We start from the raw sequence: 17,062 nt of genomic DNA, 5'->3' as shown, positions 1-17,062 counted from the left end.
CGAGGGCAGCATGCCCCGGCGACCGTCCCGATTCCTGGTCCGATGGCTGTCCCTGATGAGCTCTTTACCCCACGCGTAATCCGCTACGTTGTGCAAGGGATGAAGCACGGACAGTAGGGGGACGCGATGCTGAGAGACGTCCGGAACGAGGAGCTGCCGGTCATCCGCCGCTGGCGCAACCACCCGCGCGTACGCGCCGCCAGCTTCACCACCCACGAGATCAGCCGCGACGAGCACACCCGCTGGTGGGCGGCGACCCTCGCCGACGCGACGCGGCGCGTGCTGATCTACGACCACGACGGCGCCCCCGCCGGGGTGGTGCACTACACGGACGTGTTGCCAGGAACGGCCCGCTGGGGCTTCTACCTCGACCTCGACGGCCTGGAGCGGGCCGGGACACTGCTGCGGGCCTGGGTCGGGCTGGAGCGGGCGGCCATCGAGCACGCCTTCGGACCGCTCGGGCTGACCACGCTGTGCGGGGAGGTGCTGGCCGGCAACGAGCCGGTCATGCGGCTGCACCGGCGGTTCGGGTTCGTCGAGGTGGACGCCTACCAGCGGGAAGTGGACGGGGTGCCGCGCGACGTCGTGGCCATCGAGCTGAGGAGGGACCACACATGATCTCCATCGGGGGACGCGCGATCGGGCCTGGGCATCCGCCGTTCGTCGTCGCGGAGTTGTCCGGCAACCACAACGGCAGCCTGGAGCGGGCGCTGGCCATCGTGGACGCGGTGGCCGACGCGGGGGCGCACGCGCTGAAGCTGCAGACCTACACGCCCGACACGCTCACCATCGACTGCGACGAGCCCGCCTTCCGCGTGGCCGCCGAGCACGAGCTGTGGGGCGGGGAGAACCTCTACCGGCTCTTCGAGCGCGCCCACACGCCGTGGGAGTGGCATGAGCCGATCTTCGAACGGGCGCGCAGGCGCGGCCTGCTGGCGTTCTCCGCGCCCTTCGACCCGACGGCGGTGGAGCTGCTGGAGAAGCTGGGCGTGCCGGCGTACAAGATCGCCTCGTCGGAGGTCGTGGACCTGCCGCTGATCCGGCTCGCGGCGGCGACGGGCAAGCCGATGATCATCTCGACGGGGATGGCCTCGGTCTCCGAGATCGACGCCGCCGTGTCGGCCGCCCGCGAGGCCGGGTGCGCGCAACTGGCCGTGTTGTCGTGCACGGCCACGTACCCGGCGCCGCCGTCGGAGAGCAACGTGCGCTCGCTGCCGCTGCTGGCGGCGCTGACGGGCGAGGTCGTGGGCCTGTCCGACCACACCCTGGGCATCGGGGCCGCGCTGGCGGCGGTGGCGCTGGGGGCGTGCCTGATAGAGAAGCACGTCACCCTGTCGCGGGCCGACGGCGGCGTGGACTCGGCCTTCTCGCTGGAGCCGGCCGAGCTGGCGGCGCTGGTCACCGAGAGCGAGCGGGCCTGGCGGTCGCTGGGCGGGGTGGCGATCGGGCCGCGGTCGTCCGAGCGGGAGGGGCTGCGCTTCCGCCGCTCGCTGTACGTCGTGCGCGACGTGAGCGCGGGCGAGCCCGTGACCCCGGAGAACGTCCGCTCGATCCGCCCCGCGGGCGGCCTGCCGCCCGACGCCGCCGCGCAGGTCATGGGCCGCCACTTCACCCGCGACGTGTCCTTCGGCACCCCGCTCACGTGGGACCTGATCTGACCCGGCCCGTTCAGGAGCTGGTCCGGCGGAGTCCGAGGAGGGCGTCGGCGACGCGTTCCCTGCCCCGGCCGTCCACCAGGCCGCCGCCCCGCCTGCCGTGCTCCTCGCGCACGGCGGGGTCGGCGAGCAGCCGGGCCAGCACGCCGACGGCCCGCTCGTCGGGGGCGCGGCCGAGCCCGGCCGCCACGCCCCGGCCCACCAGTTCCTCGTAGCCGATGAGCTGGTTGTCGGCCACCCAGCTCAGCGCCGTGGGGACGCCGAGGTGGAGCAGCTCCCAAACGGCCGAGCCGGCCGCCGTCACCACCAGGTCGGCCCCGGCCATCAGCTCGGGCAGCCGGTCCGTCGGCGGGATCACGGTGATCGGGTCGTCCGCCTCGAACGGCCGCGGGCTGACGACCGTGGCCCGGAAGGGGCGCCCGGTGGCGGTCAGCGCCCGTGCCCAGGCCGGGGCGACGCCCGCGCTGTCAGTGCCGCCGAAGAAGCACAGCACGTGCGGCACCCCGCCGGGGCCAGGTGTCCGGGTGCGGCGTCGTACGCTGTCGCGCAGCAGCACGTAACGGGCCCCGGCCAGGCGCCGGTCCTGCGCGGGGAAGGGCCGCCGCTCGGCGCCGAGGTTCTGGTCGAGGTAGAGGTCGGCCTCCTGGCCCAGCGGGTCGCCGTCGACGACGGCCAGCACCGCCGTCCCCGCGGCCCTGAGCGCCGTGCCGGTCGGCGGCGGCAGGTCGTACGAGTCGAGCACCACGGCGTCGAGGCCCAGCTCGCGGGCGAGCGCCGCCAGCCCGGCGGGCTCACGGGGCGCCGGGGCCAGCCGCAGCCCGCGCTCGCGGAGCTGGGCCGCCGCCCACGGCGAGTCGCGTACTTCGCCCAGGAAGAGCCCCTCGACCCCCCGGGAGCACAGCTCCTCGGCCAGGGCCACGCACCGTACGAGATGGCCGACCCCGCGCTCCGCCCCCGCGTCGCACCGGAACCCGACCCGCCGGGCGCGGCCCCCGCCCGTCACGCGTCCTGCAAGGACTTCTGCCGTACGTGGGCGTTGAGCCCGCTCACGTCGGGCCGCTCGCGCAGCCAGCCGACCAGCGTCCTGGCCGGGAGGCAGCGGTCGCCCAGCGCGGTCACCACCGCGCGGATCAGCCGCCAGTCGTCCTCGGTGTCGAGGGTGACCCGCAGGTCGTCGGCGACCGGCCGGTAGGCCAGGCCGAGCAGCCGCGCGTCGCCGGGGTGCTCGTAGAGGTAGGAGGTCACGTGGGTGCGGTGGAAGCCGGTGGCCTCCCGGTCGGCCCTGTCGAGCGCGGCCCGGCCGGCGATCTCCACGTCGAGCCCGCGCGGCAGCGTACGGGCCAGGCTGGTGCTGAGGTAGTCGAGCCCGGGCACGGCACGGAAGACCAGCGCTGCCTCCCTGATCACCTCGGGGTCGAGCAGCGGGCAGTCGGCGGTGAAGCGCATGACGGCGTCGCACCGCCGCCCCGCGAGCGCCTGCGTGAACCTGGTCAGCACGTCGTCGACAGGCCCCCGGTGCCAGGCCACGCCCAGCCTGCGGCACTCGGCGACCACCGCGTCGTCGGCCGGCTCGGTCGTGGTGGCCACGAGGAGGTCGTCGAGCGCCCCCGCCTCGCGCGCCGCGCGTACGACCCACGCCAGGACGGACCGGCCGCCCAGCTCCCGCAACACCTTTTCCGGCAAACGCGTCGAGCCCATGCGCGCCTGAATAATTCCGACAATACGCACCGAAGCCCCATTCCCCCGTGTGACTCTGCGTCGTCGAGCGATCGCGCTATGCTACCGCCTGCCACGACGACTACAGCGCGCACGCACGATTCAGGGGGCCACGTGAGCATACTCAGTGGATCGTCGATTCTGATCACCGGAGGCACGGGGTCCTTCGGCAAGGCGTTCATCCGCTACGCGCTCGACTCGCTCGGAGTCCGCCGCCTGGTGGTCTTCTCCCGCGACGAGCTGAAGCAGTACGAGACCCGGCAGCTCTTCGCCGACGACGAGCGACTGCGCTGGTTCATCGGCGACGTACGCGACCGCGACCGGCTGACCCGCGCCATGCACGGCATCGACCACGTCGTCCACGCCGCCGCGCTCAAGCAGGTCGACACCGCCGAGTACAACCCCTTCGAGTACGTCCGCACCAACGTGGCCGGCTCCCAGAACGTCGTGGAGGCCGCGATCGACTGCGGCGTGCGCAAGGTCGTCGCCCTCTCCACCGACAAGGCCTCCAGCCCGATCAACCTCTACGGCGCCACGAAGCTGGTGGCCGACAAGCTGTTCGTCTCGGCCAACCACTACGCCGCCGCCCACGAGACCCGCTTCTCCGTGGTCCGCTACGGCAACGTCGTCGGCAGCCGCGGCTCGGTGGTCCCGCTGTTCCAGCGGCTGGCCGAGCAGGGCACCAGCGTGCCCATCACCGACAAGCGCATGACCAGGTTCTGGATCACGCTGGAGCAGGCGGTGAGGTTCGTGGTCGACTCGTTCGACCTGATGCAGGGCGGCGAGCTCTACGTGCCGCGCATCCCCAGCATGCGCATCACCGACCTGGCCGAGGCCCTGGCCCCGCACAGCCCCGTCTACGAGATCGGCGTGCGTCCCGGCGAGAAGCTGCACGAGGAGATGATCGGCCCCGACGACAGCCGCAGGGCGCTGCGCCTGGCCGACCGCTACGTGGTCCAGCCCACGATCGCGACCTGGGGCTACGTGCCGCCGAACGGCGGCGAGTCCTTGCCCGAGGGCTTCTCCTACCGCTCCGACACCAACGAGCAGTGGTTGTCGGTCGACGACCTGCGCGCCATGGTGACCGGCTGATGCTGCCCTACGGACGCCAATCGATCAACGACTCCGACATCGAGGCGGTCTCCGAGGTGCTGCGCGGCGACTGGCTGACCACCGGGCCCGCGGTCGCCATGTTCGAGACGGAGCTGGCCCGGTGGACGGGCGGCGTGCCGTGCGTGACGGTCACCTCCGGCACCGCGGCGCTGCACGTCGCCTACGTGGCCGCCGAGGTCGGGCCGGGCGACGAGGTGATCACCTCGCCGCTGACGTTCGTGGCCACGGCCGCCACGGCCGCGCTGCTGGGCGCGCGGGTGGTCTTCGCCGACGTGCAGCCCGACACCGGCAACCTCGACCCCGACGCCGCCGCCGCGCTGGTCACCGGCCGCACGCGGGCGGTCACGGCGGTCGACTACGCCGGTCACCCCGCCGACTACGACGAGCTGCGGCAGGTCACCGACCGGGCCGGGGCGGTGCTGGTGGGCGACTCGGCGCACTCCATCGGGTCGGCGTACAAGGACCGGCCGGTGGGGGCGCTGGCCGACCTGACCGCGTTCTCCTTCTTCCCCACCAAGACCGTGACGACGGCCGAGGGCGGGGCCGTCGCGGCGGCCGACCCCCAGCGGCTCCTGCGCGCCACCCGCTTCAGGAACCACGGCCTGGTCAGAGACCCAGCCGAGCAACGCGCCCCCGGCGAGGGCAACTGGCACCAGGAGGTGCACGAGTTCGGGCTCAACTACCGGCTGCCCGACGTGCTGTGCGCGCTCGGGATCAGCCAGTTGCGCAGGCTCGAACGCTTCCGCGAGCGCCGCGCCGAGCTGGTCGCCCGTTACAACGCGCTGCTGTGCGACGTGCCGGGGCTGGAGCTGCCTGCCCAGCGCGCCTACGTACGGCCGAGCTGGCACCTCTATCCCGTCCGGGTCCGCGACGGGCGCCGGCGCGAGGTCTACGAACGCATGCGGGCCGCCGGGATCGGCGTACAGGTCAACTACCTGCCCGCGTACTGGCACCCGGTGTTCGAGGACCTCGGCTACCGGCGGGGCCTGTGCCCCCTGGCCGAGGCGTACTACGCCGAGGAGCTGTCGCTGCCGCTCTACCCCGACCTGTCCGACGCCGAGCACGACCGGGTCGTCGAGACGCTGACCGGCATCCTGGCCTGAGCCGCGCCCGCGCCCCCGCCGGTCAGCGTTCGGCCAGGAGCAGGCAGCCGTCCTCGGCGCGGTCGATGAGGAAGCGCCGCTCGTCGACGGTCGCGACCGTCCGCTGCCGCGTACGCACCAGCGGCCTGATGGGCCTGCCCTGGTCGATGACCACGTCCCACCACGACTCGTGGCCGATGCTCTCGTCGATGTCGGCCAGCGGCACCCGCGCCAGGAAGTCCTGGCCGGTCAGCGCCACCGGGAAGTACATCTCCTCCCCATCGCTCCTGCGCTGCAGCCTGACCACCGGCTCGCCGTCGCCGACGTCGGACATCTCACCGGAGAACACCAGGTCTCCGCCGTCCACCCGGCACTCGCCGATGAGCGCCTGGGCCGTGCGCAGGCGTACGCCCCAGGCGCCCTTCGCGTTGCGGCCCGGCACCAGCCACACTCCCGACCTGCGGCGCGGCGCCGGGGTCAGCGGCGGCAGCCAGCGCGGCCCCGCCACCCTGCCCTCCAGCCGCAGCCCGTGCCCCCTGACGCGGACGTACAGGTCCCAGTGGCCGTGCCTGGCCAGCCGCGCCCGCGACAACACGTCCGGGTCGAAGGCGAACCTGAACGGGAAGCCGTGCTCCGGCACCCGGTCGCCGCCCTCCAGCTCGACGTCCTCCCACGTCGGGACGCTCTCCTCGTCGGAGAGCTGCACGATCTCGCCGGTGCCGCGCTCCTGCAGCCAGCTCCGCACGCGCACCCGGCTCAGCTCGCCCACGTCGAACCTGCCGAGCGCCACCCGCCCCGAGCCGTGCAGCACGCCGTCGCGCCAGTCGAGGCTCACCAGCCTGGGCTGGAGGCTCAGCTCGCCGGAGACCTCCGACAGGTGACCGGGCAGCGCCGGATGTCGCCCGTACCAGCGTTTGCGCAGCCACCCGGCCGAGCCGACCCTGGGTTGCAGGCGGCCGTCCCGCACTTGGGCGAAGAACCCGGCCAGCTCGTCGAGGCGGCGCCGGTGCAGCAGGTGGACCAGCAGGCGCTGCTCGTACGGGAGGCTCTGCCACGCCTCGCGCGACACGCCGTCGAGGTAGCGGACGGCCAGGTCCACCAGGTCGGGCTCGGCCGAGACGCCCATGCCGGCCAGGGCCTCCACCGCGACGCTCATGTCGATGTCGAGCGTGTCGCGGTCGAAGTCGGGCTTGAGCTGCGGCGCGTCACCGGCCAGCAGGGCGGCGGTCTGCGACACCGACAGCAGCCGGTCGCGCAGGTTGCCCGGCTCCAGGCAGCGCTGCGTGATCGAGGAGCCGGGCTCGTCGCGCTGCCGCCAGTGGTAGACGACCCTGGCCAGCACGTCCACCGAACGGGCTCCGACGTGGGCGGCGATGGCGACGGGCTGGTCCTCGTACATGCGCTCGGGGAAGCTCAGGCCCAGGCGGTCCCAGAAGGAGCGGCGGTAGACCTTGTTCCACAACATGCGGTCGCGGATCAGCAGCGGGCGGCGGGTGATGTGGGTGCGCTGGGCGGGCTTGGCGAACGCCTCCCGGTGCGCCCACGACGGGATGAGCAGGTTGCGGTGCAGGCGCATGACGTTTCCGCAGGCCAGGTCGGAGCCGGTGGTCTCCAGCGAGGACACCAGGCGCTTGAACGCGTCGCGCGGCACGGTGTCGTCGCCGTCCACGAAGGCCAGGTACTCGCCGCCGGCGCGGCGCACTCCGACGTTGCGGGCGTGTCCCACCCCGTGGTTGTCCTGCCTGACGAGGGTGATCCGCGGGTCGTCGGCCTGCATGGACTCCACCACGGCGGCCCCCTCGTCGCCGCTGCCGTCGTCCACGCAGATCACCTCCAGGTCGTCCAGCGTCTGGGCGCAGACGGAGTCAAGGCAGGGTCCGATGTACTTCTCGACGTTGTGGAACGGGACGATCACCGAAAGAACCGGCACGAGCACTCCTCATCGTTTCGTCAGCCGGACAGCAGGCGTATGACGCGGCGGGCGACCCTGCGGGGACGGGCCAGGCGGCGGGAGAGGCGGTATCCGAGTGTTCTGCGGTAGGCCGTGGCCTTGCGCTGTGTCCTGCGCAGCTTGGCCTTGGCCCTGACCAGCTCGCGCTCGCGGTAAGAGAGCTTGGTCTCCAGGCGGGCGATCCTGGCCAGCGCCGCGGTGAGCTGGTCGGCCAGCCGGTCGCGGGCGCCCAGCAGGTCGCGGTAGGTCGGGGCGTGCTCGGCCACCTCGGCGGGCCGGCCCAGCTCGGCGTCCAGCTTGCGGGCCCGGTCGAGGTCGCCTGGGTCGCACGGACGCTCGGCCATGCCGCACAGGGTGAGCGTGAGCTCGTCGGCCTCCAGCGGCCACGGCCACGGGTGGTGGTGGCCGGCCGCCACCAGCCTGACCGCGAAGCGCCACAGGATCCGGCACAGCGCCACGCGCGGATCGGGCGACGTGGCCGGGCTCGCAGGCGGGTTGACGGCGGCGAAGCGCCTGCCGTCGTAGACCAGGCTGTCGGTCGCCGCCGACCACGCGGCGGGGTCTGTCCGCCCGTCGGACTCCAGCCAGGCGGCCAGCGCGGAGAGCAGCTCTCGGACCGTCCTGACGTCCTCGCGGGCGCACGCCTCGACGAGGATCTCCTCGACCACGCGACCGGCCGGGATCGGCCGCTCCTCGCCGCCGGGCAGGCGTCTGGTGCCCCCGGCGGTCAGCTCGTACAGGGCCTGGCCCTCCTCGATGAGGCCCAGCGGCAGCGCCACCGCCAGGGCCGTGTCCGCGGCGCGCGGGGGCCGGGAGGCCACGGCCAGCCACAGCGGGGCCAGCGCCTCCCCCAGCCCGTGCCGGAACACCTGCCGGCTCAGCCGCAGCGGATCGGCCACCAGCATCCGGTCGCCCTCTCCGGCGCTCAGCGCGAACGTCAGCGCCTCGGGCAGCTCGAACCCCAGCGCCTCCCTGGACAGCAGCGAGCGCGGCGACTGCCGGTCGGGGTAGGCGGAGTAGCAGCGCTGCACGCTCAGCCCCGCCGACTCCAGCCCGAGGTCGAGCGCGGCAGGGCCGCCCGGGTAGCCGGGGTCGAAGCCGTGCGGCGCCCACTGGTCGTCAGCGCACTCGCGGCCGGCCGGGCGGGCCTCGATGAAGCGGTCGACGCCCAGGTCGTTGTGCACGCCGAGGACCATCCGCCCGCCGGGCGCGACGAGGTCGGCCAGCGCCTCCAGCGACTCGTTCCAGGCGGCGGCGGGCGCCTCGGCCGAGTGCGTACGCAGCAGCCCGTCGAGGGCCAGCACCAGATCGTACGGCTCGTCGGCGTCGAGCACCTCCAGCCGCCCGCAGAACACCTCCAGCCCCGGATGCCGCTCGCCCAGCGCGCAGGCGTCAGGGTAGGAGCGCAGCAGCACGGCCACCGTGCCCGCCCGCGCGACCACCTCGTCGACCAACCCCTGCGCATGCGGCCCGACCAGCAGCACCCTGCCGCCCTCCGGGAGCAGCCGCCTGAGCAGCTCCAGCGCCGCGCCCCGCCAGTCCGTGACACCGCCCACGCTGGACAGGTCGGACCACAACAACATCTCCCCGCCGATCAACCGGACGTTGTCGGGTGCCTCGTTCATGCGCATCGCATCCGCTTCCAGCCGAACATTCGCCGTAGTTCCTCCGGTGTCGCCTGATACTCGAATCCCAGCTCCAGCCGCGCCGTCTCGGCGGCGAGTTCGGGGTCGACGTGCGTGCCGTGCAGGTCGGGCCAGAGCCGCAGGCGGCGGGCCGTGCCGCCGTACTCGGGGCGTTCGTCCTCGTACTGCATCGGGTCTCCGTACACGGCCACCTCGCATCCCACCGAGGCTCCGTAGAACAGCGCGCTGCCGAGCCTGTTGGAGGCCACCCTGCGGTGGCGCCGCAACTCGACCAACTGCTTGCGCAGGAAGTCGCGGCCCTTTCCCTCCCAGCGGGATCCGCGCTCGCCATGACTGATAACCCGGAATCCCCTCGATTCGTACGCTTGCCGAATGTCCGGATTTGCGAATTCCAGCCAATAAAGGCAGATCGTGACCGGACCAGTCTCGACATTTCGGATTTCGTCGGCGAGCCGGGCGTGGTCACCGCTGACGGAATACTTTTCCCAGCCATGAAAGGGATACCAGATCGTACCCTCGCGATCAGGCCTGACGCCGAGGTCGGGCTCTAGGTAAAGAAGGTAGATCCACGGGGCCCCGATCAGATAGTGGCCCCTGCGCCCCATCGACCATCCCCTGCGGCGCAGCACGTCCGACCAGACGAAACGGGGATACCCCGGGCTGCACCAGTGGTCGTTCGGGGGAAATCCATGCAGATAGTTCCATCCGTGCTGGAGGAAACCTTGAATACGTTTTGGCGCCTCGTCCTGGAGGCCGCAGTATCTGCCGAGTATGCGGGAGTGCCCGTACCAGTGATTGGATTCGTCCATCATTCCCCCCGTACGGTTGCCGTGTCCCATCCGACATTCCCAGCCCCCATCCCGGGTCACGCCTCGTTATACGGTTCCATTACTGAGGACGGGGCCTTGGTTTCTCATGCCACACGATTACCGCTACACTTCGACGTGGCTTGAGCACAGAGAGTGAGTGATCATGAGTCATCTCGACCGTCTGCGGGCCGTGTTCCGCATGACGCTCAACCTTCCGCCCGACCGGCCCGTCGACGGCCTCCAATACCGGTCCATCCCACAGTGGGACTCCCTGGCCCACATGGCGCTCATCGCGGCGATGGAGGACGAGTTCTCCATCATGATCGACACCGACGAGATGATCGACATGAGTTCGTTCGCCAAGGCGGTCGAGCTGCTGGAGAAGCATGGCATCGGCGCCGCCGCAGTCTGAGCCCGCCGCCGCCCCTGCGCCGCGTGGCGCCCGCGAGGCCCTCGCGGCCCCGTTCGGGGCCCCCGCGCCAGAGCCGGAGGCAGAGGAAACCAGGGTCGCGCTGGTCACGGGCTCGACGGCGGGCATCGGCCGGGCCGTGGCCGCCGCCCTCCTCACGACCGGGCACACCGTCGTGCTGCACGGCCGCGACGAGGAGCGGGCCGCCAAGACCGCCGCCACGCTGGGCGCGGAGACCGGCGGCCCGGCCGACTCCGTCCACGGCGACGTGGCCGACGCCGGCCAGGTCGCGGCCATGATGCGGCAGATCTACCAGCGCCACGGCCGGCTCGACGCCCTCGTGGTCAACGCCGGCGCCCACGCCGCCGGCCTGCTCGGCATGACCGGCCGCGACACGATCGAGCAGCTCTTCCGGGTCAACGCCCTCGGCGCCACCCACACCCTGCAGGCCGCGCTCCGGCTGCTGCGCCGCGGCACGTGCCCGGCCGTGGTGCTGGTCTCCTCGGTCATGGGCCGCGCGGGCGGTCCCGGCCAGGCGGTCTACTCCGCCACCAAGGCCGCGGTCATCGGCCTCACCCTGGCCGCGGCCAAAGAGCTCGGCCCCGCGGGCATCCGGGTCAACTCCGTGGCCCCCGGCTACATCCAGACCGGCATGCTCGCCACGCTTGACAACGAGGCCCGCACCGCCACGGTCGCGGCCACCCCGCTCGGCCGCCTCGGCGAGCCGTCCGACGTCGCGCGGGCCGTGGCGTTCCTGGTCTCGCCTGAGGCGGGCTTCATCACCGGCCAGGTGCTCGGCGTCGACGGCGGGCTGGTGCCGTGATGTTCCCGCACCCCGAGGCCAGGCTGATCGCCGCGGGAGACAAGGAAGGGCTCGGCGGCGACGACCTGGCAGGCTACGTCAAGCGCACGGCGGAAAACCTCGACGCGCTGCCGCCGGGGCCGCTGTTCTGCGGCATGCGCAACAACCTCGCCTCCGTCTTCTGCTACCTCGGCGCCTGGCACGCCGGCCGGCCGATCGCGCTGCTCGACCCCGACCTGCCGGCCGGCACCCTGGCCGAGCTGGCCGAGCGGTTCAGGCCGGGCGCGCTGATCGGGTTCACCCACCCGCTCGACGACCCGCCGCCGCGCCGCCGCGCCGTGCCCGATCCCCATCCCGACCTGGGCGTGCTCCTGGCCACCTCGGGCTCGACGGGCAACCCGAAGCTCGTCCGCCTCTCGCGCCGGGCGGTCCTGGCCAACGCCGGCGCCATCGCCGCCGCGCTGTCCATCGGGCCAGGCGACATCGCGCCCACGAGCCTGCCGCTGCACTACAGCTACGGCCTGTCGGTGCTCAACAGCCACCTGGTCGCGGGCGCCACCGTGGTGCTGACCGAGGCGGGGCTGCTGGAGCGCTCGTTCTGGGCCGACCTGGCCTCATACGCGTGCACGTCGCTGGCCGCGGTCCCCTACCAGTACACGATGCTGCGCCGCATGCGCTTCGACCGCTCGAAGTTCCCCGCGCTCACCACGCTCACGCAGGCCGGCGGGCGGCTCGCGCCCGAGCTGGTCAGGGAGTTCGCCACGCAGGTCGACCGCCTCTACGTGATGTACGGCCAGACCGAGGCCACGGCCCGCATGACCGTCCTGCCCCCCGGCCGGCTCGCCGACAAGCCCGGCTCCGTCGGGGTCGCGGTGCCCGGCGGGCGGCTGGAGATCGACGACGGCGAGGTCGTCTACCACGGCCCCAACGTCATGATGGGCTACGCGGAGACCGCCGACGACCTGGCCAGGGGCGACGACCTGGGCGGGGTGCTGCGCACGGGCGACCTGGGCCGCCTCGACCACGAGGGGTTCCTGCACGTCACCGGGCGGCTCAAGCGCATCGCGAAGGTCTTCGGCACCCGGGTCAACCTCGACGACGTCGAGCGCCTGCTGCGCGGCTCGGGGCCGGCGGCGGCCACCAGCGGCGACGACCGGGTGACGATCTGGACCGAGACGCTCGACGCCGCCGCCCGCGTGCGCCTGGCCCGGCGGCTGGCGGGCGAGCTGCGACTGCACTGGAGCGGGTTCGATGTGCGGCACATCGAGCACCTGCCGCTGCTGGCGACGGGCAAGGTCGACTACCGGGCGCTGGAGTCCCTCGGATGACCGGCCCCGCGCCGTCCCCGCCACCGGCGAGCGTCTTCACGCTGACCGGCCCCGAGCGGGAGGCCGCGCTGCTGCCCGAGTTGGCCGCGCTGACCGAGCGGCACCGCGAGGCGTGCGCGCCCTACGGCCGGATCCTGCGGGCCATCGGCTCTGCGCCGCCCTACGAGCGGGTGGCCGACCTGCCGTGGCTGCCGGTGCGGCTGTTCAAGACGCACGAGCTGCGCAGTGTGCCGCGCGAGCAGGTGTTCCGGGTCCTGACCTCCAGCGGCACGACCGGGCAGGAGCCGAGCCGGGTCCACCTCGACCGGGCGGCCGCGGCCGCGCAGACCCGCAGGCTGGCCGACACGTTCCGTACGCTCCTGGGCGAGCGGCGGCTGCCGATGCTGATCGTCGACACGCCCGCCGTCGTTCGCGACCCGTCGCTGAGCGCCCGCGGCGCCGGGGTGCTGGGCATGATGAACTTCGGCCGCGACCACACCTTCGTCCTCGACGAGCGGGGAGTGGCCGACGTCGAGGCGGTCAAGGCGTTCCTGGCGCGGCACGGGCGGCGGCCGTTCCTGGTCTTCGGGTTCACGTTCATGGTCTGGCTGCACCTGCGCGGGCTGGGCGCCGACCTGTCGCAGGCGACGCTGATCCACTCCGGCGGCTGGAAGCGGCTGGCCGAGCAGGCGGTCGACAACGCCGAGTTCCGGCGGCGGCTGGCCGACGAGTGCGGGCTGAGCAGAGTGCACAACTTCTACGGGATGGTCGAGCAGATCGGCACCGTCTACCTGGAGGGTCCCGACGGCGACGGCCTCTACTGCCCCGACTTCGCCGACGTCGTGATCCGCGACCCGGAGACCTGGCGGGAGACGCCGACGGGCGTGCCGGGGGTGGTCGAGGTGGTCAGCACGTTGCCCACGTCCTACCCGGGGCACGTGCTGCTGACGGAAGACCTGGGCGTGGTGCGCGGCGTCGACGACGGCGCGTGGCCGGGCAAGCGGTTCGAGATCCTGGGCAGGCTGCCCCGGGCCGAGGCCCGAGGCTGCAGCGACACCGTTGGGCAGAGCTGATGCCGGGCGACCGCGCTCCCGACGCCGCCGTGCGGGTCAGGTTCCCGGCCAGTGAGCCGACGACGGTCGAGGAGCTGCTGCAGGGGCTCGGCGACGGGCTCCGGGTGGGCGACGAGCGGATCAGGGAGTTCCTGGCGGGCTTCGGCCGCCGGCTGCTGCGGCCCGCGCTGGCGCGGCGCCATCCCGAGCTGGGCTCGCTCGGCTTCTTCCTGCGGCCCAGCGAGCTGGCCCGTACGGTCGAGGGGCTCGGGCGCGAGCACGTACGCGTCCCGCGCGGCCTGATCTTCCACATCCCGCCCGCGAACGTCGACACCGTCTTCGTCTACTCCTGGGCACTGTCGGCCCTGACGGGCAACCGCAACGTCGTACGCCTGTCGCCCCGCTCCGGCCCGGTGGCCGAGGCCATCCTGGAGACGCTGCGCGAGGCGCTGGCCGACGCCGATCCGGCCGTCGCCACCACCGTCGCCGCCACCCAGCGCATCGTCTCCTACGACCGCTCCGAGGCCGTGACCGCCGCGCTGTCGGCCGCCTGCGACCTGCGGGTGGTGTGGGGCGGCGACGGCACGGTGCGCGCGATCCGGCGGCACCCGCTGGCCCCGCACGCCCGCGACCTCACCTTCCCCGACCGTTCATCGTTCGCGGTGCTGCGGGCGGCGGCGTGGTTGTGCGCGCCGCGGGCGGCCCGGGTCACGCTCGCCGAGGGGTTCGTCAACGACACCTACTGGTTCGACCAGGCCGCCTGCTCCTCCCCCGGCACCGTCTACTGGGTGGGGGCCGAGGGCGACTGCGACGCGGCCCGCGACGACTTCACCGACCACGTCGAGCGGGTGGTGACCGCGCGCGGGCTGGGGGTCGACGCGGCGATGGCCGTGGAGAAGCGGGTCTCCACCTACGGCCTGGCCGCCGACGGGCTGGCGGAGAGCGTGGAGTTCCGCGGCAACGCGCTGGCCTGCGTGCGCCTGTCGGCCGCGGTGGCGCCCCGGCGGTGGCTGGGCGCGGGGACGTTCGCGCACGCCAGGCTGGAGTCCCTGCCCGAGCTGGCCGGGCTGGTCGAGCGGCGCGACCAGACGATGACCCACTTCGGGTTCGGCCAGGCCGAGCTGGAAGAGCTGGCCAGAGGGCTGGCCGGGCGCGGGGTCGACCGGATGGTGCCGGTGGGCAGCGCGCTGAGCTTCCACCGGGTGTGGGACGGCGTCGACCTGCCGGCCGAGTTCACGCGACTGGTGACCGTGATCAGATGACGCTGGCGCCGCCCGAGAGCACGCTCGTCCGCCTGTCGAAGTCTCCGGGGCGCAGGCTCGGCTCGCGGTGGGCACCGGCGGCCCTCGTGTGCGCCGGGGCGGCAGCGGTCTTCCTGTGGTGCGGGGTCTCCGCACGTGACCTGGGCCTGTTCGCCGCCTACCTCGGGGCGGGCGTGGCACTCCCCGGGACGTTGTTGTGGCGCGGGCTGACCGGGGGCGGGCGGTCCCTGCCCGAGGATCTGGCGGCGGGGCTGGCGCTCGGTTACGCGGTGGAGGTGCTGGCCTACCTCCCCGCGCGGGCGGCCGGGCTGCCGCTGCTCGTGCTGGTGCCGCCCGTCGCCGTCGTGGGCGCGTTCGTGTGCGTGCCCCGGTTGCGGCGCCACTGGCGAGGGCCGGAGCTGCGCGAGCGCATGCCGGTGTGGTGCGCGTGGCTGCTCGCCGGGATCGTCGCCTTCCTGCTGGCGTGGAGCACGATGTTCCTGTTCCGGGTGCCGATGGCGGCGGCGTACGTGGACATGCCGTACCACCTGGCCCTGGTCGGCGAGGTCAGGCACCACGTCCCGCCCACGTTGCCGTCGGTGCTGGGCGAGCGGCTCAGCTACCACTGGTTCGTCTACGCCGACCTGGCCGCCACGAGCTGGGTCACCGGCATCGAGCCGGTCACGCTGGTCTACCGGCTGGCCACGCTGCCGATGGCGGCGGCGACGGCGGTGCTGGTCGTGGTGGCGGGGCGGCGGCTGGGCGGGAGCTGGGGGGCCGGGGCGGCGGCGGCCGGGGTGACGTACTTCCTGTTCAGCCCCGAGCTGGTCGAGGACGTGGTGTTCACCTCGCGTTCGATGTTCACCACCTGGGCCAGCCCGACGCAGACGTTCGGGGCGCTGTTGTTCGCGGCCGTGGTGGTGTTGCTCGCCCGGCCCCAGCCCTTTCCCCGGCCCCAGTGGGCGGCGCAGTGGGCGGCGCTCGGGTTGCTGCTGGCGGTGCTGACCGGGGCCAAGGCCACCTATCTGCCGCTGCTGCTGGCGGGGTCGCTGCTGGTCGTGGCCGTGCGGGCGGTGGTGGAGCGGCGGGTGCCACGGGCGTGGGCGGGAGTGGCGGCGCTCACGCTGGTCTGCCTGCTGTTCGCCCAGTTCGTGGTGTTCAGGCAGGGGGGACAGGGCACGGCGCTGTCGCCGTTCGCGGCCATGCGGGAGCTGTGGGGGCAGGTGGCGGGGATCGGGCCGCCGGAGCTGGCCTCCGCCCCGCTCCTGCCGCTGGTGCTGCTGACCGGAGTGCACCTGTTCTGCCTGGCCTGCGTGTGGGGCGGGGTGGCGGGGCTGGGGCGGCGGGCGCTGGAGCCGCCGGTGCTGCTGTTGCTCGGGGTCGGGGCGGCGGGGATCGGCGCGGCGGTGCTGCTCGGGCATCCGTCGCAGTCGCAGCTCTACTTCCTCGAAGCGGCCCGGCCCTACCTGTCGATCGCCGCCGTGTGCGGGGTGCTGGCGGCGCCGCGCATCCCCTGGACGTCGGCCGCGGTCCTGGCCGGGCTCGGGGCGGGGGGCGCGCTGGTGGCCGCGGCGCCGGAGCTGTCCGGGGCGCCGCTGGCGCGGGTCGTGCTGCCGTACCTGGTGCTGGGGGCCGGGGCGCTGCTGGTGTGGCGGCGCGGGTTCGTGCTGGCGGTGGTCGCGCTGGTCGCGGGGTACGCGGTGCCCGGCTCCGTACGCGAGGTGGCCGGGCACGTCATGCCCGGGGAGGAGGATCGCGACGAGCTGATCCCCAAGGGCGCGTTGGAGGCCGGGCGGTGGCTGCGCGAGCACTCCGCGCCCGGCGACGTGGTGGCCACCGACCTGCACTGCCGGTATCCGTGGTGGCGGTTGTGCGACAGCAGGCACTTCTGGGTGTCGGGGTTCAGCGAGCGGCGGGTGCTGGTCGAGGGGTGGGCGTACGCCGAGAGCACGCTGTCGCGGGCCGAGCCGTTCGTCCGGCCGTACCTGGAGGTGCCGTTCGCCGACCAGCGGCGGCTGAGGGAGAACGACGCGGTGTTCCGTACGCCGACGGCGAAGAACGTCCGACGGCTGGCCCAGAAATACGGCGTCAAATGGCTCTTCACCGGGATAAATCCGGAGCTGGGGAAATACGCGCGCTTGCGCTTCAGGAACGCGACCTCCTCCGTCTACCAGCTCGGCTGACCGAACTCGGCTGCGGGTAAAGGAATCTCCGGCTGCCGGAATGGCCGGGTGAAACCACCCGCGCCGCACCGAACGTGCCCAGCAACATGTCCGTGG

The 17,062-nt window shown here is 73.2% G+C and carries 15 protein-coding genes; 10 read left to right on the top strand and 5 right to left on the bottom strand.

All coding sequences use genetic code 11. The annotated features are described in order from the left end of the window. Positions 1 to 126 precede the first annotated feature (126 nt). Both ABD844_RS50490 and pseI read left to right on the top strand, forming a co-directional pair. Positions 127 to 618: a GNAT family N-acetyltransferase gene (locus tag ABD844_RS50490; protein ID WP_344896534.1), complete on the top strand. Its 492-nt coding sequence runs from the start codon at positions 127 to 129 to the stop codon at positions 616 to 618. Continuing rightward, positions 615 to 1,658, top strand: coding sequence for a pseudaminic acid synthase (gene pseI, locus ABD844_RS50485; protein ID WP_344896531.1), 1,044 nt, complete (start codon positions 615 to 617; stop codon positions 1,656 to 1,658). The genes ABD844_RS50490 and pseI overlap by 4 nt, the downstream gene beginning before the upstream one ends. Before the next feature lie 10 nt (positions 1,659 to 1,668). On the opposite strand, the gene ABD844_RS50480 is transcribed toward pseI, so the two are convergent. Continuing rightward, complete coding sequence (locus tag ABD844_RS50480) at positions 1,669 to 2,658, bottom strand: PseG/SpsG family protein (RefSeq protein ID WP_344896528.1); 990 nt, start codon at positions 2,656 to 2,658, stop codon at positions 1,669 to 1,671. After that, positions 2,655 to 3,383 (bottom strand): cytidylyltransferase domain-containing protein, encoded by a 729-nt coding sequence (locus tag ABD844_RS50475; RefSeq protein ID WP_344896525.1) that lies wholly within the window; start codon positions 3,381 to 3,383, stop codon positions 2,655 to 2,657. The genes ABD844_RS50480 and ABD844_RS50475 overlap by 4 nt, the downstream gene beginning before the upstream one ends. A 102-nt stretch (positions 3,384 to 3,485) precedes the next feature. Here ABD844_RS50475 and pseB point away from each other — a divergent pair, with 102 nt between their 5' ends. Further along, on the top strand, positions 3,486 to 4,463 hold the full coding sequence (gene pseB / locus ABD844_RS50470) for a UDP-N-acetylglucosamine 4,6-dehydratase (inverting) (protein WP_344896522.1): 978 nt from the start codon (positions 3,486 to 3,488) through the stop codon (positions 4,461 to 4,463). Then, positions 4,463 to 5,587 carry a DegT/DnrJ/EryC1/StrS family aminotransferase gene (locus ABD844_RS50465; protein WP_344896519.1) on the top strand — a complete coding sequence of 375 codons (1,125 nt, stop codon included), beginning with the start codon at positions 4,463 to 4,465 and terminating at the stop codon, positions 5,585 to 5,587. Before pseB ends, ABD844_RS50465 begins: the two co-directional genes overlap by 1 nt. Positions 5,588 to 5,609: 22 nt before the next feature. On the opposite strand, the gene ABD844_RS50460 is transcribed toward ABD844_RS50465, so the two are convergent. The 3 genes from ABD844_RS50460 to ABD844_RS50450 are packed head-to-tail and all read right to left on the bottom strand — an operon-like array spanning position 5,610 to position 10,002. Next, entirely contained in the window at positions 5,610 to 7,496 is a 1,887-nt protein-coding gene (locus ABD844_RS50460; RefSeq protein ID WP_344896516.1) for a glycosyltransferase family 2 protein, read from the bottom strand. Positions 7,497 to 7,516: 20 nt separating this feature from the next. Beyond that, entirely contained in the window at positions 7,517 to 9,142 is a 1,626-nt protein-coding gene (locus ABD844_RS50455) for a hypothetical protein (protein ID WP_344896513.1), read from the bottom strand. Continuing rightward, positions 9,139 to 10,002: a hypothetical protein gene (locus tag ABD844_RS50450; RefSeq protein ID WP_344896510.1), complete on the bottom strand. Its 864-nt coding sequence runs from the start codon at positions 10,000 to 10,002 to the stop codon at positions 9,139 to 9,141. The genes ABD844_RS50455 and ABD844_RS50450 overlap by 4 nt, the downstream gene beginning before the upstream one ends. 133 nt (positions 10,003 to 10,135) lie before the next feature. Here ABD844_RS50450 and ABD844_RS50445 point away from each other — a divergent pair, with 133 nt between their 5' ends. The 6 genes from ABD844_RS50445 to ABD844_RS50420 are packed head-to-tail and all read left to right on the top strand — an operon-like array spanning position 10,136 to position 16,966. Then, positions 10,136 to 10,384 (top strand): acyl carrier protein, encoded by a 249-nt coding sequence (locus ABD844_RS50445; protein ID WP_344896507.1) that lies wholly within the window; start codon positions 10,136 to 10,138, stop codon positions 10,382 to 10,384. Continuing rightward, the gene (locus ABD844_RS50440) at positions 10,359 to 11,204 is read left to right on the top strand and encodes an SDR family NAD(P)-dependent oxidoreductase (RefSeq protein ID WP_344896504.1); all 846 of its coding nucleotides are present in this window, start codon (positions 10,359 to 10,361) and stop codon (positions 11,202 to 11,204) included. Before ABD844_RS50445 ends, ABD844_RS50440 begins: the two co-directional genes overlap by 26 nt. Continuing rightward, the gene (locus tag ABD844_RS50435) at positions 11,204 to 12,511 is read left to right on the top strand and encodes an AMP-binding protein (RefSeq protein ID WP_344896501.1); all 1,308 of its coding nucleotides are present in this window, start codon (positions 11,204 to 11,206) and stop codon (positions 12,509 to 12,511) included. Before ABD844_RS50440 ends, ABD844_RS50435 begins: the two co-directional genes overlap by 1 nt. After that, positions 12,508 to 13,563, top strand: coding sequence for a LuxE/PaaK family acyltransferase (locus tag ABD844_RS50430; protein WP_344896498.1), 1,056 nt, complete (start codon positions 12,508 to 12,510; stop codon positions 13,561 to 13,563). Before ABD844_RS50435 ends, ABD844_RS50430 begins: the two co-directional genes overlap by 4 nt. Continuing rightward, on the top strand, positions 13,563 to 14,804 hold the full coding sequence (locus ABD844_RS50425; protein WP_344896495.1) for an acyl-CoA reductase: 1,242 nt from the start codon (positions 13,563 to 13,565) through the stop codon (positions 14,802 to 14,804). The genes ABD844_RS50430 and ABD844_RS50425 overlap by 1 nt, the downstream gene beginning before the upstream one ends. Beyond that, positions 14,801 to 16,966 (top strand): hypothetical protein, encoded by a 2,166-nt coding sequence (locus ABD844_RS50420; RefSeq protein ID WP_344896492.1) that lies wholly within the window; start codon positions 14,801 to 14,803, stop codon positions 16,964 to 16,966. Before ABD844_RS50425 ends, ABD844_RS50420 begins: the two co-directional genes overlap by 4 nt. The last annotated feature ends 96 nt before the right edge of the window (positions 16,967 to 17,062 follow it).

Source organism: Nonomuraea antimicrobica, from assembly GCF_039536965.1.
Classification (GTDB): Bacteria; Actinomycetota; Actinomycetes; order Streptosporangiales; family Streptosporangiaceae; genus Nonomuraea; species Nonomuraea antimicrobica.
This window is presented reverse-complemented; position numbering and strand designations above follow the sequence as displayed.